Below are 19,609 nucleotides of genomic sequence, written 5' to 3' on the forward strand. Positions count from 1 at the left end.
GAATGGCGAACGGTCATTAATTTTTGAATAAAATAGCAAATGAAAATCAATATAATATTTGAGGGAGCGATAGAATTTAGGGGCAAATAGATATTCGCCCCTAAATTCGACAATAATTACTGCTTATAATTTTATCGTTAAAGAAAATAAGCCTAGTTAAGAGGCTTCTTTTTGGATTGATTTTTCGCTTTAGGCTTTGGCTTTGAACCGCCTTTAGGCTTATTGGCAGCCACCTTTTGCTTGCCTACGCGTAACCCGCTGGCAGGTTTGCCTTTTCGTTTCGGTTTTGCCTTATGTTCATTTTCGTCGGAGGATGGTGCAGAGGTATTCGAAGACTTCTTATTCGTGCTATCCGTTTTATTAGTTTTTCCATATTTTGCAGCGATGCTGGCTTTTCTATAGTCGGTTTTTATATCAAACTCTTCAAGAGCCTTATTAAAAGTTTTATTGCTCGAAGCCTTGTTTGTCTGCGTTTTTTCAGAATTTTCCAGCATATCGAAAAGTCCTTCCAGTTCGGCGTGTGTCAGGTTGCGCCAGTTTCCCTGTCCCAGATCGCCGAGTTTGATATTCATTATCTGTATGCGTTCGAGTTTAAGAACTTCATAGTCGAAATATTCACACATACGTCTGATTTGCCTGTTCAGCCCTTGTATAAGCGATATACGGAACATATAGGGGTTTATCTCTACAATTTCGCATCGACGGGTAACGCGATCCAGTATAGGAACACCCTGTGCCATGCGCGTAAGGAAGTCTTTTGTAATAGGGCGGTTTACTTTTACAAGGTAATCTTTTTTGTGATTGTTGCCTGCCCGTAATATTTTATTTACAATGTCGCCATCATTGGTTAAGAGGATTAGTCCCTGGGAATCTTTATCCAGTCGTCCGATAGGAAATATCCGTTGTTCGTGCCGTATGAAATTGATAATATTATCTTTTTCCTGCGGATCGGTAGTGCTGACGATGCCTACCGGCTTGTTGAAAGCAATGTATACCGGCTCGATTTTATTTATGATAAGTTCTCCGTTTACTTTTACTTTTTGTCCCGGAAGAACCCGCATTCCCACTTGGGCGCGTTTGCCGTTGATAGTCACACGGCCCTCTTCTATAAAGCGGTCGGCTTCACGTCTGGAACAAAATCCGGAGTTGCTGATATATTTATTTAGTCTGTATTCCATCTCGAATGTATGTGATGTAGGGTAATGATTTCGCGCAAAGATAATTAATTTGTTTTTGTTTATTTCTGTTTGATGGAATATTCATTGATAATGTGAATCAGTATTTGGAAATTTTATCTATATATGTAGCTATTAGCCATTGGCAGTTAACTTGTAGTTCTTTGAGAAAATGATTAGGCCTCCGTCCGTGTCTTGCTGACAGGGCAAAAACGTTTGCTACGCAACACACAGACAGGACGTCTGCGCGAGCGGAGTTCTTATATCCTCTTTGTCATGTTGAACGAAGTGAAACATCTCTTTAATCGAAAGAGATCCTTCGTTCCACTCAGGATGACAGACCCAAGGTGGACTTACAGAGAGGGAAAAAAGTAACAGATAAAAAATAGTGGAAAAAGTGTAACTTTTGTAACTTTTTTGAAATAGTTACGGATTGCTTCGCCCTGCGGGTAGTTACAAGTTGCGGGAAAGGCTGCCTGTTTATTTTGTTTCACGCAAAGACGCAAAGGTTTTATATCTTACCAGTTGTTGACTGATAACTGTTGACTGTAAAGAGTGTTACCTTTGTTACTTTTTTAATAGTTACGAGTTACAAGTAGATAAGACATGGAGTGCTAGTTGTTAACTGATGACTGCTAACTGTTAATTGAAATAAGTAACCTTTGTTACCTTTTTGGGAAAGTTACAAGTGGGCATAATATAAATTAGCTGATTGGCTAATTGAATTTGTACATTAATCATTATGCGTACGGATTTACTAAAAATATATTATCTTTGTGCCAGAAAATCAAACCGGTTAAGTTTGTATATTATCACAAGTATTTATAAAACAGAAGTAAAAAAATATCATTAATGAAAATAGCAATTGTAGGTACGGGGTATGTGGGTCTTGTTACAGGAACTTGTTTTGCTGAAATGGGAACAGAAGTTTATTGTGTGGATATAGACCAGAAGAAAATAGATAATCTGAAGAACGGCATTATACCTATTTTCGAACCCGGACTGGATGAAATGGTGGAACGTAATCATAAAGCAGGACGCTTGCAATTCACTACCGACCTGAGCTCTATAATTAATGATGTTGATATTGTGTTTTCAGCAGTGGGTACACCTCCTGACGAAGATGGTAGTGCCGATCTCAAATATGTACTCGATGTAGCCCGTACAGTAGGTGAGAATCTGAATAAATATATGGTGATCGTTACCAAAAGTACTGTACCTGTGGGTACAGCTAAATTGGTAAAAAAGACTATACAGGAAGAATTGGATAAAAGAGGTTTGTCCGATTTGAAATTTGATGTGGCTTCTAATCCCGAGTTTCTGAAAGAAGGAGCCGCTATTACAGACTTTATGCAGCCCGACCGGGTGGTTGTGGGTGTAGAGTCGGAAGAAGCGCGGAAATTGATGGAGAAACTATATAAGCCATTCACATTGAATAACTACCGTATTATCTATACAGATATTCCTTCCGCGGAGATGATTAAGTACGCAGCTAACGCCATGCTTGCCACGCGCATCAGTTTTATGAACGATATAGCGAATCTTTGCGAAATTGTAGGCGCGGATGTAAATATGGTACGTAAGGGTATCGGTTCAGATGCCCGTATCGGTTCTAAATTCTTATATTCCGGTTGTGGATACGGGGGCAGTTGTTTCCCTAAGGATGTAAAAGCGATTATTAAAACAGCTAATAAGCTCGGGTATAAAATGGAAATACTTGAAGCTGTAGAAAATGTGAATGAACGTCAGAAAAATATTCTTTTTGATAAACTAATGAAATATTACAATGGGGATATCAAAGGGAAAACTATCGCTGTATGGGGATTAGCATTTAAACCAAAAACAGATGATATGCGCGAAGCTCCGTCTCTTGTCTTGATAGATAAGATATTAAAAGCAGGAGGTAAAATAAGGGCATATGATCCGGTGGCGATGGAGGAAGCGAAACATCAGAGGCTCGGTGATACTATCGTGTATGCAAAAGATATTTATGATGCAACGCTTGATGCTGATGCTATACTGATGGTAACAGAATGGAACGAATTCCGTTTGCCGACATGGGAAGTGATTAAAAAAACGATGAATAAACCTGTTGTTTTTGACGGGCGTAATATTTATAATAAACAGGAAATGAACGATGCCGGTTTCGATTATTTCGGGATAGGCATCTGATTATAATAAGCAGATTAGCAAATTGGCTCCGCCGAACGTTGTTTCGGAAATTAGCAAATTCGAGATAAAATGATTGCAGTAGAAGGAATTACTAAAAGCTTTGGCTCTCTGAAAGTATTGAAAGGGATAGACTTGCGTGTAGAAAAAGGTGAGATAATCTCTATAGTGGGAGCAAGTGGTGCAGGCAAAACTACTCTGTTGCAAATCATGGGAACACTGGATAAAGCCGATAGCGGAACTGTTTATATTAATAATGAGAACCTGAGCAGGCTGAATGATTCCCGTCTTTCGGATTTCCGTAACAAGAATATCGGATTTGTATTTCAGTTTCACCAGCTATTACCGGAATTTACAGCATTGGAAAATGTAATGATCCCGGCTCTTATCGGTAAAGTAAAAGAATCGCAGGCCAAAGCCAAGGCGAAAGAACTTCTTGATATGCTCGGTTTATCGTCCCGTACGGAGCATAAACCAAATGAGCTGTCGGGAGGGGAAAAACAACGGGTAGCCGTTGCGCGTGCGCTGATTAACGATCCGGCGGTGATACTTGCGGATGAGCCGTCAGGTAGTCTTGACACTGAGAATAAAGACGAACTACACCAACTGTTTTTTAAACTGCGTGATACACTTGGTCAGACTTTCGTTATTGTGACCCACGATGAACACCTGGCTTCTATAACAGACCGTACCATTCATATGAAAGATGGTATAATATTGGAAAATCAGCCTGTAATATTATAAATATAAATGAGTATATCTGCTGATAAACGTCTTTATCAGATTGCCCTTACCCGAATATTGGGAGTAGGGGATATTACCGCGCGTAATCTGTTGCAGGTAGTTGGTGATGAAGAAGAAATATTCAGGTCGGGCAGAAAATCGTTGTTAAGTATTCAGGGGCTTTCGTCCAAACTTGTAGGGGAGATATTAAATCCCGAAGTACTGGATAAAGCGGAGAAAGAGCTGGAATTTGTAGAAAAGAATGATATTTCTACCTACTTTATCAGTGATAGGTATTATCCCCATCGTCTGAAAGATTGCGCTGATGCTCCGGTACTCTTTTATTTCAAAGGAAAAGCTGATTTTAATGCAGATAAGATAATAAGTATTGTCGGTACCCGCAACTCAACGAATTATGGTAATAGCTTTTGCGATACATTTTTAGAGAAAGTATCCGCAGTATTACCCGATACACTTATTGTTAGCGGACTTGCTTATGGGATAGATATACATGCCCACAGGGCGGCTCTCAAATATAATCTGTCCACGGTGGGAGTGCTGGCGCATGGTCTGGATATGATTTATCCGGCTGTACACAGGCAAACCGCGGTAGAGATGTTGGAAAAAGGAGGACTGCTTTCCGATTTCCCGAGCAAGACTGAACCGGATCGTTATAACTTTGTTCGCCGCAACCGTATTGTGGCAGGTATGGCTGATGCTGTTATAGTCGTGGAATCGGACGAAAAAGGAGGTTCGCTGATAACTGCTGAGATTGCCGGCTCATACTGTAAAGATATATTCGCTGTGCCCGGCCGGATGTCGGACAGGTATTCGCGTGGATGCAATAAGCTGATAGCTTCGCATAAAGCGGATTTGTTCCAATCGACAGAATACTTTCTTCAGCAAATGGGTTGGGACGATGAATCGCAGAAAAAGAAGAAAATGCCGCGTCAGCAAGACTTATTTGTCGTTCTGACAGATGAAGAACAGGTTGTTACGGATAAGCTGGCTACAATAGAATCACTTCATATAGACCAGCTGGCCAGAGAACTGAACATTCCGGCTTATCAATTATTTACCACTCTTCTGGAGTTGGAAATGAAAGGCCTGATAAAGAACCTGCCGGGGAATATGTATGCCCTAACCTAAATAAAAGGGACGAATATTATCGCCCCCGTTCCGTATTTAGGTTATTACATACAAGTTTATAGTAAAACGGTAAAATTACTTTGAATTTTACAAATAATTAATACTTTTATCGTGTAATACGGTACACTATAACGATGGGAAATGCGGGTTAATGGTAGGTATAAATATTCGGCAGGGCTTTGGTTCTGCTTTTTTAGTATAATTTATCAAAGATTTTATCTATAGAGTAAGCTATCAGCCATTAGCTTATAGTTCTTTGAAGTATTGAATAAGCTCCATGGTCTCCGAAGGGGGAAACGAAAGAAGAATGAAAAATAAAAAAGCTGGAAAAGTTGTTACCTTTGTTACCTTTTTAATAGCTACGAGTTATTTCGCCCTTTGGGCAATTACGGGTTACGAGTTGTTAACTGTTAACTGTAAAGTCGCTTCGCGCCATTGACATATTGGTATATTAGTCAATCGGCATATTGATTTGTGTTACCTTTGTTACCTTTTTAATAGTTACAAGTTACTGCGCCCTTCGGGTAGTTACAAGACTAAAAGTCTAACGGCTAATAGCTATCAGCTAAAAGCTGAAACATGTGTTACTTCTGTTACTTTTTAACTATGTAATGTAAATACAGGTTAATTTTATATCGTTTATGGCAGATATGTTGTTAAAGTTGAGGAGATGTCAGATATAAAGATGTTACTTTTTATTTACACCGCTAAATATAAAAAACTGAATTTATGTGGTTCTAACCCTCGATTCGCATAATTTGCCATAAAATAAAAAGAGGTTCTCCGAACCTGAAGAACCCCTGATCTGTATTATTAAGATTTTTGATTAGTTCTGACCGCCGCCTTGTCCGCCTTGACCACCCTGATTACCTTGTTCACCGCCCATGTTGTCATCATTATTGATGCTTCGTTGAGCTTTTTTTATCTGGGCTTTCATCTCCCCGAAACGGAACGAAACCGATATTCCAAACTGGCGCATCCTGCCCTTCATTATTGACTCTGTATGGAATGTATCTGTGATGGTTTTAGTTTTGAACTCATTGTCTTTCTTAAATGGATTTTGTGCATAGGCACGGAATTGCAATCTATCTTGCATAAATCCTTTCGAGAAGGAAATGCTGTGAAAGAAGAAAGACGGGCCTTCACCTTGCAGGTTTATTTGACGGCTAAAAAATCCGGTGTTTAAATAAGCTTTAAAGTTTTGAGGGAATGAGTATTGTCCTCCGGCGAATATATTACCTGCAAAACCGTTATTGCTTGTTTTTTCATTGAGAATAGAGGTCCTGTTCGATTTTATATCTACATACCTGCCCGACATGTTACTGTATATACGGATCTTGTCATTCGGACTCCAATTCACATAAGCCGACAAACCAAGATTTTTTCGTTCGCCTATGTTTTCATAGGTTGTTGTAGAAACTCCATCTTCGCGTGTAGTAATATTCTCAATGCCGTTGTCTTCGAAATCATAAGACAGATTTGCATTGAAATTTAACTTTTGGCTAAATGAACCAAAATTTAAACTGAAGTTATGATTCTTTACGGCATCCAGTGCTGGGTTCCCTTGCTGGATATAATTGGGATTTGTTGTATTTACATAAGGATTCAGTTGATAAATCCCCGGACGCTGTATACGCATATTATATCCGAAGCGAATATTCTGCGCCGGTTTTATTTGGTATGTAAGGGTTGCAGACGGAACCAGATTGGAATAATCTACTTTGAAGTCCATATCGTCTTTTTGGGGGAACTTTGCGTCCAACCAAGTAGCTTCGTATCTCAGACCTGTTTTAACTCCCCATTTCTGGAATTTAGCGCTATAACCACCATAAGCGGCAAGGATATCCTGTTCGTGTCTGAATTCGTCATAGGTCTGTGGCACATTTACCCATTGACCTGATCCATTAAGGATATCATAGCCGCTGTTACTCTGGTTGAGTCGTATGATATATTTAGCGCCTGCTTCAAGATTGTGTATTTTGCCGAACGGTGAGACAAAGTCTACCTGGAAAGTATGCTCTTTCATATCGGCATCAGTATATTGACGGTTAGTAACCGCCGTTGCTGGTTTTGTCCCGCTTATGAGATTTATATCGCTGTTCGATTCCTGATCGTTGGGACTGAGGCTGAACCTGTAAGATGCGGTCAGTAGCTGATCTTTCTTGTTAAAGGTACGTTGGTAATCGACATTGATATCAGTGCCTCCGTAGTTTTGCTTCGAATAACTGTCGTTGTTGTATTTATATTGAGAATCACGATCTTTATTCAGCATTTCCACGACTTGATCCGATTGGGATTTACCATTCCCGTAATATCGGTTGAAACCGACATTGATGAGATTGAGAGTGTCCAGTTCAATGCTTATCTCTCCATTTCCGTACTGGCCGTTTCCATTGTTTTTCGAGGCTCCGTCCTGATACAGGTATTTATTATTGGTGCTCGTGTAATCTTCTGTAAATGAGTTTGAGCTTCCCCATGGGCGCTTATACTCATAATAATTATACCCTCCTGTAAATCCTAATTTCCCATATTTCATTTGCAAATAAAGGCCGCCTCCGAATCCGCCCAGATCATCTACACGTCCGTTTAATGTAGCGGTATAGCCACCCATAGAAGAGTTTTTCTGAGTTATAATATTAATAATCCCTGCAACGCCTTCCGCATCATATTTCGCCCCCGGATCAGTGATAACTTCTATATCCTTTATAGAGCTCGCCGGCATGCTGCGCAGCACATCTTTCGGATTGCTTGTTATCATATTCGATGGTTTGCCGTTGAGGTATATTTTATAATTAGAAGAACCTTTAAGCTGAATATTTTCTTCTCCGTCGACAGTCACCATAGGTACTTTCTTCAACATATCCAATACATTGTTGGTTTTAGCTTCCGGATCATCTTCCATGCTATAAGTGATTTTATCCAGATCTACCTTCACCAATGGTTTCTGAGCCGATATGACCACTTCTGACAGAGCTTGGGCATCATCAGGCATAAGGATTGTGCCGAGGTCAAGTGTTTTTGCATTTCCAATCTCAATCGTTTTTGTAACTGTTTTTTTGCCAATAAATTCGGCCGTGAAAAGATACTCGCCTTTTTTGTTCATAGTCAACTGGAACTTTCCATTGTCGTCGGTAGCTACGGCTTTTAGCAGCTGGGGAGTCGTTCCTTTGTCTGTTATTTTAATTGTGGCATAAGGTACTGTCTCATTTGTCAGGGAATCTACCAGTTGCCCTTTCACAAGAACATTTACGATATTGGCAGTCGGGGCATTCGTTTGTGCCGAAACAAATGAAAAACCTGTGATAAACAGGGCGATTAGCAAGATACGGATTTTCATACAAAGATTTTTATTGTTTTTTTAGTTCTTTTTCCGGGTGGCTAAGATATAAATTGATTTTACTTATCGATCCACCTTCTACGAATTTGTCGTAATAATTATATTTTTATCACTAAGCGCCGGTTTATTTTATTCTTTTTAACAAAATAATGCAATTGTTATATAAAAAAAGCGCCCGTAAACAAAGTTTGGCGCTTTAAGTATTATATAGTTATAAATGTTATTGACAGGCAGGTAGTTCTTTGACCGGATACATTTTGCCGTAAAGTTCAAGATACTGAACGTTTACCGTATCAATCTTAAATGTCATATCGTTCCGGTAGTCCCTGGATACATTCAGGTCGATATGCAGTATATTATCATTGTACCTGCTTGTACTCCAACCTGTAATGCCATATCCGGGAATCTTGCATTGGATGCATATAACGGTATCATTTCTATTGAAGGAGACTTTGAAGTCATCTGACGTCTTGCGGATAAACCAGCCCTGACGGTTTCCAGCAAACCATGCGCCGAAAACGATTGCCAGAATAATGAGAGTGAATAATATCGGAGATAATCTATCTTTCATTGTCAATAGATATTAAGGTCGCAGACCTGTTTATTACTTTGTTAAGATTGAATGCAACAAGCGGTTATATTGGAATTATATCATTAGATACTCAATTTTCAGCTTATTCATCATTTTTCTTCGATTTTTTCTCGCTCTTTTGCTCTACAAAGTAAGCTATAACCAGCCCTATACCACCAAAAACAGCTGCACATGCAGGATAAAGTACTGATATGGTATTCCTGAACTCGTGATATATTCTGCTGTCGGTGTCAGCCGGCGCTACAGCTAGGAGATCTACAACAGTAGCGGTCACTACGCCTAGTCCCACACCCACAAGCAGCAATCCGATGCGGATAGCCCATGAACCAACCATAATATCCCTGTATTTCTGTATATGCAGAGGATTATTTAATATCTGCGGATCTATACCCGACGAAAGTTTTTCTATCATTGCCATACGTTCACGGCGGCGTGCAAACAGTTCGAATAAGCGGTAGACTCCATAAGTGATTATGCCTACTACGCATACAATTCCTATCATTTCCATAATTTTCTATTTTTAGAAGTTAAACATTTTTGTTTTTGTTTGTTTGTCCATTTTGACGCAGGGGTTACAGAAAGGTTACAAAATAAATGAAAAAATATTTACTGTTGGATTTCAATATTATATTGGGTAATAATTGTTATACTTGAATGGAGGCTATAAACTTTAATATATTTTTCTGAAATATTTTCATTTACATTTGTAACCTATTCAACCTTGTTGCGTCATACGGGTATGGCAGATTTTGATGACATTTATTATGTACGCCGGATCAAAGATGGTCATACTGATGCTTTCGTGCATATAGTACGCCGCTATCAGAGAATGGTATTTACCATTGTCAGCAAAATCGTTTCCCGCAAGGTAGAGGCTGAAGATATTACGCAGGAAGTATTTATCAAGGCATTTCAGTCCCTGAATAAATTTCGTGAAGAATCTGAATTTGCTACCTGGCTTTACCGCATTGCTTATAATACAACGATATCGGAGTTGCGGAAGCGAAAACATGAATTTACGGCTATAGAAGATAATTTTGCCAATATGCCCGACACGGAGATAGCTGATACAATTGACGAAATAAGTGTTGAAGATAAATTACATTGTCTGGATATAGTGCTTAAAAAGCTGCCTCCCGACGATGCTTTGCTGATTTCGATGTTTTATCTGAACGATCAGAGCATACAGCAGATAAGTGATATAACGAACAACAGCATCGCAAATGTGAAAGTAAAGTTGCACAGAATAAGAAAATTTATGAACTTTGAAATAAATAAACTCATACGATTATGAAAGCAGAAGAAAAAGATAAGCTCAGGAGTTTATTTCAGGAAGTGAAATTAGACGAACCATCGGCAGACTTCGAAAGCCACTTGATGAAGCATATACATATAGCCGCTGCAAAGCAAACTAAAAGAAGAAGCCTTAAATCGATTTTGGCAATTGCCGGAGGCATTATGGGGATGCTCGGTATTCCGGCTTTTATCTTCTGGAAATTAGGTTTTGCATTCGAGCCGGAACTGAAACCGGTAGAAATCGATTTGACGTTTACTATGCCCGAGATGAAATTCGATCCGCTGATTATCTCTATAGCATTCGTAGTATTACTGCTTTTAATCAGCGACACGCTGATCCGCCGGCGTATATGGGAGAAAAAACAGAAGGATTAGATTGCTAAATATCCAGACTGCCATCCCTGTCACTCTTATATTTCTGCGACAGGATGCGGAGGAATGAAGATATTTGTGATATAGCGGCTTGCGTTTCTCCTGAAATCTCCTTCTTCTGTAATCTCATCAGCAAATAGCCGTATAATGCTGCAAAGCATGTTTCCAGTTCCGGAATAGTCTTGTCAGGGGATTTAGACCGCAATTCCACAATGAATGGCAATGTTTTGTAATATGTTGCCGAATAGTCGCTTTCACCCGGTGCTTTCAACAGGCGGAGATGCAGATCGGTGAGTTCCGAAATCACATTTTTGTTTATAATCAGGTGCCCTTTTTCAGCAACATTCTCCCGGCGCATCATCTCGATAAGGTTTTGGTACCATTCCCTGATTTCTTTTTTTACATGGTCCGGCTGACCGAAACGGGATATAATCTGTTCATCTATTTTGTCTATATCGAGTCCGTTGGCACGTATCATATCTTCTACCTGCCACATATATAAAAGGTATTCGCCTATATTTTCCTCTTTCAGTTTTTTAGCTATAAGCATTGTATGGTAATTATGAATTATAAGTTATGAATTGAGTGCTGATATTATTGCAGTTTTCAATTTTATGAATTCAGTACAAAGGTAAATAATATATGGCGAATGTTAAATAAATAGCCTAAATATGTGTGCAGACAGGATTTATTCTTTAATAAATAAAATATATAAGAGTAAGATTGAACAAAGATATCTTAATCAGTGTTCTATCTACAAAACAGGTTCTTACTTTTTTCATAGTGTGTTAGATAGATTGTTTAGTTGATTTTTTATTACCTGTTTTTTAATCATAGTATATGTTAGTTTTATATTAGTGTTAAGGTCTGGAAGAGGTGGTTGTGAGAACCGTCTCTTTCTTTTTTATATCTTTAGGCATATGTTTGATATAAAGATTATAGAAGCAGGATACATTATGGCCGATGGTGGGGCCATGTTCGGAGCCATACCTAAACGTGCATGGCTGCGAAAATATGCAGTCGATGCAGATAACCTGTGTCCGCTGGCTATGCGGTGTGTATTGGCAACCACAGCTGACCGCCGGATATTGATAGACGCCGGTATGGGAGATAAGCATCTCGACAAGGTCTCTTATTACCGTCCATATGATATGAAGTGTGCAGACGAGTCTGTAAAAGAATTAGGATATACGACCGGTGAAATAACAGATGTTGTACTTACGCATCTTCATTTCGATCATTGCGGAGGCGCTACCCGTAAGAATGAGAGCGGACGGCTTGTCCCATCTTTTCCAAATGCACGTTACTGGCTTAGCCGTAAACAATGGGCAAATTTCCTGAAGCCTAACCGTTTGGAGAAAGATTCTGTTTTTGCAGATAATATCCTGCCTGTATACGATTCGGGGCAATTACATTTAATAGATGAAGATACGCTATTATGCGATGGGGTTGAGTTGCAACTTTTCGACGGACATAGCGAAGGGCAGCTGGTTGTATGTATCAATACTGATGACGGAGTATATGCCTTTCCCGGCGATCTGGTACCGACATCGGCTCATGTGCCGCTGGAATGGATTTCGGCTTATGATATTTGTGCGCTTACATCATTGTCTGAGAAAGAGCGGTTTCTGGCTGATGCCGAAAAAAAAGGATATACGCTGGTCTATTGCCATGATGCGAAAGTAAAGACAAGTAAGGTAAAAAGGCTGAATGATGATTATATAGCGTCGGATAAGGATAAATAAAAAAAAGCCCGGAGTTTTATTTCCGGGCTATTCATCTCGCTTACTTATACATTACCTACCATTAAAATTCCATTGGCACATCTATTAGTAAGATGCGTGCATTATCAGAATTGGCTGTTATTTTAACCGTATCGGTATCCTGTATACCAAAACCGTCGCGGTGGTGCAGCTTCTGTCCTTCGACTGTGAACTCACCTTCTACTACCATAGCGAAAACACCGTTGCCTTTTCCTTTTATTTTATACTCAATCTCTTTTCCTTTTTCGAATGTACCGATATTGAACCAGGCATTCTGGTGTATCCACAAACCTCTATTATTGGCGTCATCCTTTGGCCCTACTATCTGTACAAGCTGATTTTTGCTATGTATGTAGTCAAAAGCCCTCTGGTCGTAGCGTGGTGTTACGTTCCTCTTATCAGGGAAAACCCAGATTTGAAAGAAATTGACAGGTTTGTCCTCATTCGAATTATATTCGCTATGGGTGATACCTGTTCCCGCACTCATTACCTGTACTTCTCCGGCGCGTATAACCTCGGTATGTCCCATACTATCCTTATGTTCAAGATCACCGTATAAGGGTATGGATACGATTTCCATATTGTCGTGGGGATGTGTGCCGAAGCCTTCACCTCCTTTTACTATATCGTCGTTCACTACACGAAGTGCACCGAAATTGATCCGTTCAGGATTGTAATAATTAGCAAAACTGAATGTATGGTAGGTGTCCAGCCATCCATGATAAGCATGTCCTCTCGAAGATGCACGGTATAATGTTGTTTTCATAAAATGATCCTTTCTGTTTATTGTGTAAATCTTTTGAATATAAACATCTTAAATTGTAAAATGTTTTTTTACACTACAAAGATAAGGCTTATTTATGTATTTGTAAAATAATAAAAATTATATACATGTATTGATATATTTATATTTGTGTGCGAAAATTTTCCTTTGTCACTTTTTGAATTTTCCGGAAATATGAAAAACATATATTTAATCATAATACATGGTAAAAATTTCTTATTCTCTTTGTATTATTTGCGTAATGCTTTGTATACCTTGTTATTAAATTATTTTATTAACTTTTTGCTTGACCAAAAAGTTACAAAAACTCAAGGCTGCATTTCACGGCGACCCAAAACCGCAGCTTCGGCGGAGCAAAATAAATACCGGCTCATCATCCGGTTTGTATAGCAGCTACCGTATTTTGCTCTTCGCCTACACTTGCCGATTGGGTGCCCGCCTTAGAAACAAAGGCCGTTCTCGCAATGCGACGATTGGGTTGCTGATTTTTTGTCATGTACTATGATATTTAATAATAAATAGCCTTTTTTTAACAACAATAAATTATTAATTTTACAGTTAAAGTAATTAAATACGGAAGGTTATGAAAAAACTGGTTTTTATATTACTACTGGCAATTTCAGTTACTGCGTATAGTCAGACAGAAGTGCCCAAAGATAGTTTCCCTCCTTTGAAAAAAGAGTCGCTGAACCTGAATGAAAAGCTTGATAATTATTTGCAGCTTAACAATCAGAATGCAACTAATCAAGCTAAGACAAAAGCCTCACTTTATTATCCTCTGATAAATGAGGATGAAATGTACCAGCTGCCGGACATAAGTTTACCCCCATTAGATGTTTATCTGGGGCCTCCACTCGAAAGCAATACATTCACAAGTTTCCCGTTCGCTAATGATTTTAGCTTTTACGGAGGCCAGGTTATTTCAGATCAGATGTGGTTATCTTCATCATCATCTTATAATACATATCCTCTGGTAGGGGCAACAAGAAATGTCGGAATGAATTTTAATTATCAGCCTCTCGACTGGCTGGTTGTTTCGGCCGGACCTTACGGGGCAAAGTATAATCTGTTTGGTGCTACTTATAACGATGTGGGTGTTAATGGTGCTGTCAAATTTATTCTACATGACCGGATTCGCCTGAACGGTTACGGACGATATTCTGTCAATGGAGATCGTAACGGAGTAGCCGGGCCGTTGATGAATATGTATCCGCAAACTTATTATGGAGGCACTATAGAAGTGAAAATAACCAAAAACATTGGAATTGAAGGCGGAGTAATACGCGAACTGAATCCATTTAACGGAAAATGGGTGAACAGGCCTTACTTTGCACCCGTGTTCTATACTAAATAAGGTTGAGTCTTCCTATGGATTATCCTGATAATGAAATATAAAAAGCATTTAGTTACATGGGATCTGGGAGGAGGTATCACGCATATTGGAATAGTTACCGACCGCATGTCTTCAGATAGTAAACGCCCCCTGATTGTTCACAATATAGGGAGAGGCCAGATTTTGGAAGATTGTCTCTTTAGTTTTAAGATAACAGGGCATTACCGATATAAATAACCGGATTATTTGCGCTTAGAGAGAGGTCGTAGTTTTTTTATTGCTTTTCTTACGGTTTCGTGTGTGTCAAACTTATTATGCGGGTCAAGAGCAAGAATTTTTTCGTAGTCATCTAATGCCTCGCCGTATTTTTTCTGTGCTTCGAAGATCGATGCACGCTTTTTGTAAATATTTATATTTGTAGAGTCTAGGGTTATGACCTTATTGCAGTCTATCAATGCCTTGTCGTATTCTTTTTGCACTATATACGCTCCGGCCCTGTTGCTATATGCCTTTATATTGGTGGAGTCTATACTTAATATTTTATCATAATCGGAGATGGCTTTATCATATGCTTCTTTAGCCAGATAAGTATTTCCGCGGTTAGTATATATATCGATAATATAGGATGGATTCAGTTTAATGGCTCTGTTATAATCTTCCAGGGCTTTGTCATAATTGCCTGACTCTTCGTAGATAATACCGCGGTTATAATAGGCATCTGAATAATCGGAGTTTAGCTTTAGCGCTTTGTTATAGTCAAGTATGGCTAAGCTGTCCTCATCCAGTATCTGGTATATGCAACCCCTGTTATAGAATCCTTTGGGGGATGTGGAGTCTATCCCTATTATGATATTGGCGTATTTAATTGCCTTTTTATAGTTCTCCAGACTGAGGTATTCATTGCTAATGAAAGTATTTCCTTCTATTAGTAATATATTTTTTTTCCGGGGGGTAATAAGGTCTTCATCAGCCTCTATATGTTCGATAATTTTCTCGAAGGCCTTTATGCGTTCCTTGTGATTATCCAGACTGTCCATAATCCGGTTCATCCGGTATCTGAATTCAGCTATATGTTTGTCCTGCTTAATTTCCTTATCGAAAAGCCCACATGATGATACACATGCCGAAAACAGAAGGATCGCGATAGTCAAACGTGATTTTAAGAATATTTGTAATGTTGCGTTTATTATCTTTATCATATCTCATACCTGAAATTAATAAGCATGCCTTATCCGATATATTGCAGAACAAAGATATTAAAAAAAATGTATAATGTGATAATAATGATATTATCGTATCTATAAATGATATTTCAGAAACTTTATCTATACCATAAATCTGTGAGCCATTCGCTGATAGCTAATCGCTCTTTGAACTGAAGATCGGTGGAGCCAAATATTTCATTATACGGATTTTTACTATTGTACGGGGATGTATAAAAAGTGAAAGCATCTATCCTCTCGGATAAATGCTTTCTGATTAGTAGTGTTATTTTTATCTAAAATAAAAAGTAATATGTGTATTATGCTCTTTATATATTTAACGTAAAAAAGACGGAAGTGTTACGTCAGATATATTATTTGTGATTTTTTAATAAAAGTCTTATTGTTACTTAATTATTTAAGTATTTACCATGAAGAGGAAAAAGAGGTCTGTTTATAACCTTTTTTATCTTGTAATAAACCGGAAATATTTTCAGGGTATTAATGGGAAAACAATCCACGTTCAAAAATATCCATGGTATTGGCCTTCAGTATCTTGTTTTTGTCTATTTTCAATTCCTGGGCTACTTCGTCTTTGATGTCAGATACTATATAAATAACAGAGTCTTTGTAGGAAAGAGTTTTTACTCCTTGCAGATCATCCATTGTAAAATAGTTCTTATCTATTATTTTGTATATGCCTTTTAGTGGTTCGGCATAGTTTTTATAGTAATAATAGGTTTTATCATTTTTAAACTCATAACTTACCTTATAAGCCTTGTTTCTGTCATTGATGTAATCTTCTATTGTCTTCTTTAGAGAAGGCTCAGTGACATATATTTCGGCCTTTGTTTCTGTATATACCCAGTGCCCTTCTATGCTTTTGGTATAGGCATTGTCTTCTCTGTCGCACGACGATAGCAGAAACCCCAGAGTCAATATTGATATTAAAATGTACGCTAGATATTTACCTTCCATAACCCAAATAATTAAGGTTATTTCACAAAATTATATATTATAAACGAGAAAACTCGAATTTTGTTGTGTTTTTTTAATGAAAATCGGACAAAAATTTCCACTTTTTGCCCGATTTAACAGATGGAACTAAATCCTGCTTATCATCGAAATAAAAAATATCTCACCGGAGGATTTTGTCGAGCAGCTCAATCAAAATCAAAATCATAATGATAACCAAAGCAATCATAGCGGTTGAATCTTATAGAATTGATATGATAGGACTCTTTAAGGGGTGTTTCCATGACCACTTTCTTATTATTCGGAGTTGTAACAATAATCTCAAATGATTCCAGGTTCCACTTATCCTTATTATTATACCATTTCGGGTTGACGGTAATCAGTGAGTCGGTTACATTATAATCCAGGTGTAATGCCTCAGCTTTTCTTTTTGCTGTGATCTTGTTGTCGGCATAGTCTTTTTTGAGTATTTCCACTTTGTAATCCGTCAAAGATGTATCTTGTCTGACTTTTACATATGGAAGGATACATACCTGTCTGTCCCTCATTCTTTCCCCCTTGTAAAACATAATCGGATTTTGCGGTTGAGGATTTGCAGTCAGGTATTCATCCCCAAGCTTTATAATCAGGGTGTCGGATTTCGTATTAACAGGCAGATTCTCTACCGCTTCTGCCCGCTCTTTGTGTAATTGGGCAAATTTGATGCTTTTGTTGCTGATATATACTACTGCCCCTATCCAGATCACCAGTCCGATAATGAAACTGACCAGCGTTTGTGATGTGAATGATGAGCGACGTAATATTTTTAGCAACAGGCTGAATAAGGCTCCTATAGGAATTAAAGTTGCCAGAACGAAGGCTATTTTCAGATTGATTGAGTTGTACCCGAGCAGGACGAGATAATTGTTCAGGCCAAATAATTCTGTATCCATGTAGAGCCATACCAGTGTGGTGATAATACCCAGCATGGTGAGAAAAACGGCAACGGCAATAATTCCTACAAAAATGTTTATTAATACATTAAGTATGGTTCCTATAGCGCTTCCTTTATATTTCTTGGGAGAAGGCTGTGAACGATCCTCTATATTTTCAATCGAGGGGTCGGCTCCGGTCATGGATAATTTCTGATTGAATGTCCTTGCCACCGGCATGACTACCCATAGTACAATATATGCCAGTATGATTGTTCCTACTACCTTGAACGAAAGGAAGCTGAATAGGAATACGATGCCTGCTAAAAGGATTCGTATTGCCGTAGGGTCGATTTTGAAATAATGACCGAAGCCGCTACATACACCGCCTATGAGCTTGTTATTTTCATCCCTGTACAGTTTCTTTTTAAAGAAATTATAAGAATCATCTCTGCTTTCAGTATCATGGTAGGGTTCGTTTTTAGGCATGCCTTCTTCCGTTTCTCCGGATACGGTTTCATCGAAATCCTTCGGATTACCCATTATCTTTGTGATTTCCTGAGCATCGGTTATCGATACCACGCCGTCACTTCCATTGACTCTCATTTGCAGTAACTCGCTGAGGCGCGACTCTATATCTGCAATAATCTCATCTGCTTCCGGATTTCCGCTGAAATGCCTTCTCAAAGCTTTCAGATAGCTGTCGAGAACATGGAAAGCATCTTCTTCAAGATTGAATGCCAATCCGCCTATGCTCACTCTTACAGTTGGTTTCATCGTATTTAGGTTTTATTTGTTTCTGATATTGTCTATAACCCTGACCAGATCTGTCCATACGGTATCGAGTTCATCTAATACGGCACGGCCTTTATCTGTGATTGTATAATATTTTCGCGGAGGTCCCTGTGTTGATTCCTCCCAGCGATAACTGAGCAAACCCTGATTTTTCTGGCGTGTAAGCAGAGGGTAAAGTGTTCCTTCCACAACGATCATTTCCGATTCTTTCAGTTCGTTGATAATGGCTGATACATAAGCGTCGCCTTTCGACAGGATGCTGAGGATACAGTATTCCAGTATTCCTTTGCGCATCTGGGCTTTTATGTTGTCTACATTTATTGTTTCCATATTGTATATTATTTGCGTTGTGATGTAAATTTTCTGATATTATCTGCTGTCGGGGCGTACCCTCTTAGTTCAAGCTTCTGCGCTATGGTTTCGGCCCTCGGTGATACAATCCACAGGATGAAATAAGCAAGAATGGCACTGCCATAGGCAAAAGCCAGTGCGACAAATATTAGTCTTATGATGGTAACATCTACTCCTGTATATGTTGCAATTCCGCTACATACACCAGCCAGCATTTTGTCATCCATATCACGATAAAACTTTTTATTTCCCCTGGTGTATTCCTCTCCCGGATCGTAGTTGCTTTGTGATGAACTTTGATTTTCATTTTGGGTTTTAGTTTCCACTTCGCCCAGGTGGTCAATGACAACTTGTACAAGCCTCATGTCTACCACCTGATTCGAAAATTTCATTTCTTTCTGGAATATTTCGGCAACACGCGCTTCCACATCTTCCATTACTTCACGCGCTTCTTTTTTGTCGGAAATAGTTTCCTCGAAACGTCTCAGGTATTCTTTTAGTCTGTAATAGGCATCGTCTTCCATTGTGAAGTTGATTCCTCCTATGCTAACTTCTATAACTTTTTTCATAACCTACTATTGTTTTATGCCATTTATTATACTATGCATTGTTATTTGTATTGCAAATATATAAATAAATATTAGTACTATGCAATACATAATACTATATTATTTGTAATTCA

General features: G+C 38.6%; 20 protein-coding genes. 8 read left to right on the forward strand and 12 right to left on the reverse strand.

Annotated elements, in window-relative coordinates:
• Window positions 1-152 precede the first annotated feature (152 nt).
• Window positions 153-1,178 (reverse strand): 23S rRNA pseudouridine(2604) synthase RluF, encoded by a 1,026-nt coding sequence (rluF, locus tag B3317_RS02750; RefSeq protein WP_291108390.1) that lies wholly within the window; start codon window positions 1,176-1,178, stop codon window positions 153-155.
• An 849-nt stretch (window positions 1,179-2,027) separates the two neighbouring features.
• Between rluF and B3317_RS02755 the strand changes: the two genes are divergently transcribed.
• The 3 genes from B3317_RS02755 (at window position 2,028) to dprA (ending at window position 5,216) form a co-directional block, all read left to right on the forward strand.
• Window positions 2,028-3,347 carry a UDP-glucose dehydrogenase family protein gene (locus B3317_RS02755; protein ID WP_291108392.1) on the forward strand — a complete coding sequence of 440 codons (1,320 nt, stop codon included), beginning with the start codon at window positions 2,028-2,030 and terminating at the stop codon, window positions 3,345-3,347.
• Window positions 3,348-3,416: 69 nt separating this feature from the next.
• Window positions 3,417-4,088 (forward strand): ABC transporter ATP-binding protein, encoded by a 672-nt coding sequence (locus B3317_RS02760; RefSeq protein WP_291108394.1) that lies wholly within the window; start codon window positions 3,417-3,419, stop codon window positions 4,086-4,088.
• A gap of 6 nt (window positions 4,089-4,094) precedes the next feature.
• Complete coding sequence (gene dprA, locus B3317_RS02765; RefSeq protein ID WP_291108395.1) at window positions 4,095-5,216, forward strand: DNA-processing protein DprA; 1,122 nt, start codon at window positions 4,095-4,097, stop codon at window positions 5,214-5,216.
• Between the two features lie 826 nt (window positions 5,217-6,042).
• On the opposite strand, the gene B3317_RS02770 is transcribed toward dprA, so the two are convergent.
• The 3 genes from B3317_RS02770 to B3317_RS02780 form a co-directional block, all read right to left on the reverse strand.
• Window positions 6,043-8,553 (reverse strand): outer membrane beta-barrel family protein, encoded by a 2,511-nt coding sequence (locus tag B3317_RS02770; protein ID WP_291108397.1) that lies wholly within the window; start codon window positions 8,551-8,553, stop codon window positions 6,043-6,045.
• A gap of 220 nt (window positions 8,554-8,773) precedes the next feature.
• Window positions 8,774-9,124: a hypothetical protein gene (locus tag B3317_RS02775; protein ID WP_291108399.1), complete on the reverse strand. Its 351-nt coding sequence runs from the start codon at window positions 9,122-9,124 to the stop codon at window positions 8,774-8,776.
• Between the two features lie 103 nt (window positions 9,125-9,227).
• Window positions 9,228-9,653, reverse strand: a complete 426-nt coding sequence (locus B3317_RS02780; protein ID WP_291108401.1) for a DUF6249 domain-containing protein — start codon at window positions 9,651-9,653, stop codon at window positions 9,228-9,230.
• 231 nt (window positions 9,654-9,884) lie between these two features.
• Between B3317_RS02780 and B3317_RS02785 the strand changes: the two genes are divergently transcribed.
• Window positions 9,885-10,439 carry an RNA polymerase sigma factor gene (locus tag B3317_RS02785; protein ID WP_291108403.1) on the forward strand — a complete coding sequence of 185 codons (555 nt, stop codon included), beginning with the start codon at window positions 9,885-9,887 and terminating at the stop codon, window positions 10,437-10,439.
• The gene (locus B3317_RS02790; RefSeq protein ID WP_291108405.1) at window positions 10,436-10,816 is read left to right on the forward strand and encodes a hypothetical protein; all 381 of its coding nucleotides are present in this window, start codon (window positions 10,436-10,438) and stop codon (window positions 10,814-10,816) included. The genes B3317_RS02785 and B3317_RS02790 overlap by 4 nt, the downstream gene beginning before the upstream one ends.
• A 4-nt stretch (window positions 10,817-10,820) precedes the next feature.
• Here the strand turns inward: B3317_RS02790 and B3317_RS02795 are convergent, their stop codons facing one another.
• On the reverse strand, window positions 10,821-11,363 hold the full coding sequence (locus B3317_RS02795; RefSeq protein ID WP_291108407.1) for a DUF4924 family protein: 543 nt from the start codon (window positions 11,361-11,363) through the stop codon (window positions 10,821-10,823).
• Between the two features lie 370 nt (window positions 11,364-11,733).
• Between B3317_RS02795 and B3317_RS02800 the strand changes: the two genes are divergently transcribed.
• The gene (locus B3317_RS02800; RefSeq protein WP_291108409.1) at window positions 11,734-12,558 is read left to right on the forward strand and encodes an MBL fold metallo-hydrolase; all 825 of its coding nucleotides are present in this window, start codon (window positions 11,734-11,736) and stop codon (window positions 12,556-12,558) included.
• A gap of 61 nt (window positions 12,559-12,619) precedes the next feature.
• Here the strand turns inward: B3317_RS02800 and B3317_RS02805 are convergent, their stop codons facing one another.
• Window positions 12,620-13,342 (reverse strand): pirin family protein, encoded by a 723-nt coding sequence (locus B3317_RS02805; RefSeq protein ID WP_291108411.1) that lies wholly within the window; start codon window positions 13,340-13,342, stop codon window positions 12,620-12,622.
• A gap of 391 nt (window positions 13,343-13,733) precedes the next feature.
• Complete coding sequence (locus tag B3317_RS02810; RefSeq protein WP_291108413.1) at window positions 13,734-13,856, reverse strand: hypothetical protein; 123 nt, start codon at window positions 13,854-13,856, stop codon at window positions 13,734-13,736.
• 87 nt (window positions 13,857-13,943) lie between these two features.
• Between B3317_RS02810 and B3317_RS02815 the strand changes: the two genes are divergently transcribed.
• Window positions 13,944-14,714, forward strand: coding sequence for a hypothetical protein (locus B3317_RS02815; RefSeq protein ID WP_291108415.1), 771 nt, complete (start codon window positions 13,944-13,946; stop codon window positions 14,712-14,714).
• A gap of 30 nt (window positions 14,715-14,744) precedes the next feature.
• Window positions 14,745-14,930: a DUF1287 domain-containing protein gene (locus B3317_RS02820; RefSeq protein ID WP_291108417.1), complete on the forward strand. Its 186-nt coding sequence runs from the start codon at window positions 14,745-14,747 to the stop codon at window positions 14,928-14,930.
• 5 nt (window positions 14,931-14,935) lie between these two features.
• On the opposite strand, the gene B3317_RS02825 is transcribed toward B3317_RS02820, so the two are convergent.
• From B3317_RS02825 to B3317_RS02845, 5 genes are all read right to left on the reverse strand, one after another.
• Window positions 14,936-15,892: a tetratricopeptide repeat protein gene (locus B3317_RS02825; RefSeq protein ID WP_291108419.1), complete on the reverse strand. Its 957-nt coding sequence runs from the start codon at window positions 15,890-15,892 to the stop codon at window positions 14,936-14,938.
• A 504-nt stretch (window positions 15,893-16,396) separates the two neighbouring features.
• Window positions 16,397-16,873 (reverse strand): hypothetical protein, encoded by a 477-nt coding sequence (locus tag B3317_RS02830; protein WP_291108421.1) that lies wholly within the window; start codon window positions 16,871-16,873, stop codon window positions 16,397-16,399.
• 185 nt (window positions 16,874-17,058) lie between these two features.
• Window positions 17,059-18,558 carry a PspC domain-containing protein gene (locus B3317_RS02835; RefSeq protein WP_291108423.1) on the reverse strand — a complete coding sequence of 500 codons (1,500 nt, stop codon included), beginning with the start codon at window positions 18,556-18,558 and terminating at the stop codon, window positions 17,059-17,061.
• Window positions 18,559-18,570: 12 nt separating this feature from the next.
• On the reverse strand, window positions 18,571-18,906 hold the full coding sequence (locus tag B3317_RS02840) for a PadR family transcriptional regulator (RefSeq protein ID WP_006798402.1): 336 nt from the start codon (window positions 18,904-18,906) through the stop codon (window positions 18,571-18,573).
• 8 nt (window positions 18,907-18,914) lie between these two features.
• Entirely contained in the window at window positions 18,915-19,496 is a 582-nt protein-coding gene (locus B3317_RS02845; protein ID WP_291108426.1) for a PspC domain-containing protein, read from the reverse strand.
• Window positions 19,497-19,609: the final 113 nt, after the last annotated feature.

Origin of the sequence: Dysgonomonas sp. UBA7710 (assembly GCF_002482385.1) — a bacterium.
Lineage (GTDB): Bacteria > Bacteroidota > Bacteroidia > Bacteroidales > Dysgonomonadaceae > Dysgonomonas.

Excerpts from the sequence above, each read along its gene's own strand:
- B3317_RS02825 (WP_291108419.1), bottom strand. The coding sequence starts at position 15,892 with ATGATAAAGATAATAAACGCAACATTACAAATATTCTTAAAATCACGT.
- B3317_RS02790 (WP_291108405.1), top strand. The coding sequence starts at position 10,436 with ATGAAAGCAGAAGAAAAAGATAAGCTCAGGAGTTTATTTCAGGAAGTG.
- B3317_RS02775 (WP_291108399.1), bottom strand. The coding sequence starts at position 9,124 with ATGAAAGATAGATTATCTCCGATATTATTCACTCTCATTATTCTGGCA.
- B3317_RS02800 (WP_291108409.1), top strand. The coding sequence starts at position 11,734 with ATGTTTGATATAAAGATTATAGAAGCAGGATACATTATGGCCGATGGT.
- B3317_RS02820 (WP_291108417.1), top strand. The coding sequence starts at position 14,745 with ATGAAATATAAAAAGCATTTAGTTACATGGGATCTGGGAGGAGGTATC.
- B3317_RS02810 (WP_291108413.1), bottom strand. The coding sequence starts at position 13,856 with ATGACAAAAAATCAGCAACCCAATCGTCGCATTGCGAGAACGGCCTTT.
- B3317_RS02845 (WP_291108426.1), bottom strand. The coding sequence starts at position 19,496 with ATGAAAAAAGTTATAGAAGTTAGCATAGGAGGAATCAACTTCACAATG.
- B3317_RS02815 (WP_291108415.1), top strand. The coding sequence starts at position 13,944 with ATGAAAAAACTGGTTTTTATATTACTACTGGCAATTTCAGTTACTGCG.
- B3317_RS02840 (WP_006798402.1), bottom strand. The coding sequence starts at position 18,906 with ATGGAAACAATAAATGTAGACAACATAAAAGCCCAGATGCGCAAAGGA.
- B3317_RS02830 (WP_291108421.1), bottom strand. The coding sequence starts at position 16,873 with ATGGAAGGTAAATATCTAGCGTACATTTTAATATCAATATTGACTCTG.
- rluF (WP_291108390.1), bottom strand. The coding sequence starts at position 1,178 with ATGGAATACAGACTAAATAAATATATCAGCAACTCCGGATTTTGTTCC.
- B3317_RS02785 (WP_291108403.1), top strand. The coding sequence starts at position 9,885 with ATGGCAGATTTTGATGACATTTATTATGTACGCCGGATCAAAGATGGT.
- B3317_RS02805 (WP_291108411.1), bottom strand. The coding sequence starts at position 13,342 with ATGAAAACAACATTATACCGTGCATCTTCGAGAGGACATGCTTATCAT.
- B3317_RS02835 (WP_291108423.1), bottom strand. The coding sequence starts at position 18,558 with ATGAAACCAACTGTAAGAGTGAGCATAGGCGGATTGGCATTCAATCTT.
- B3317_RS02780 (WP_291108401.1), bottom strand. The coding sequence starts at position 9,653 with ATGGAAATGATAGGAATTGTATGCGTAGTAGGCATAATCACTTATGGA.
- B3317_RS02770 (WP_291108397.1), bottom strand. The coding sequence starts at position 8,553 with ATGAAAATCCGTATCTTGCTAATCGCCCTGTTTATCACAGGTTTTTCA.
- B3317_RS02760 (WP_291108394.1), top strand. The coding sequence starts at position 3,417 with ATGATTGCAGTAGAAGGAATTACTAAAAGCTTTGGCTCTCTGAAAGTA.
- B3317_RS02795 (WP_291108407.1), bottom strand. The coding sequence starts at position 11,363 with ATGCTTATAGCTAAAAAACTGAAAGAGGAAAATATAGGCGAATACCTT.
- B3317_RS02755 (WP_291108392.1), top strand. The coding sequence starts at position 2,028 with ATGAAAATAGCAATTGTAGGTACGGGGTATGTGGGTCTTGTTACAGGA.
- dprA (WP_291108395.1), top strand. The coding sequence starts at position 4,095 with ATGAGTATATCTGCTGATAAACGTCTTTATCAGATTGCCCTTACCCGA.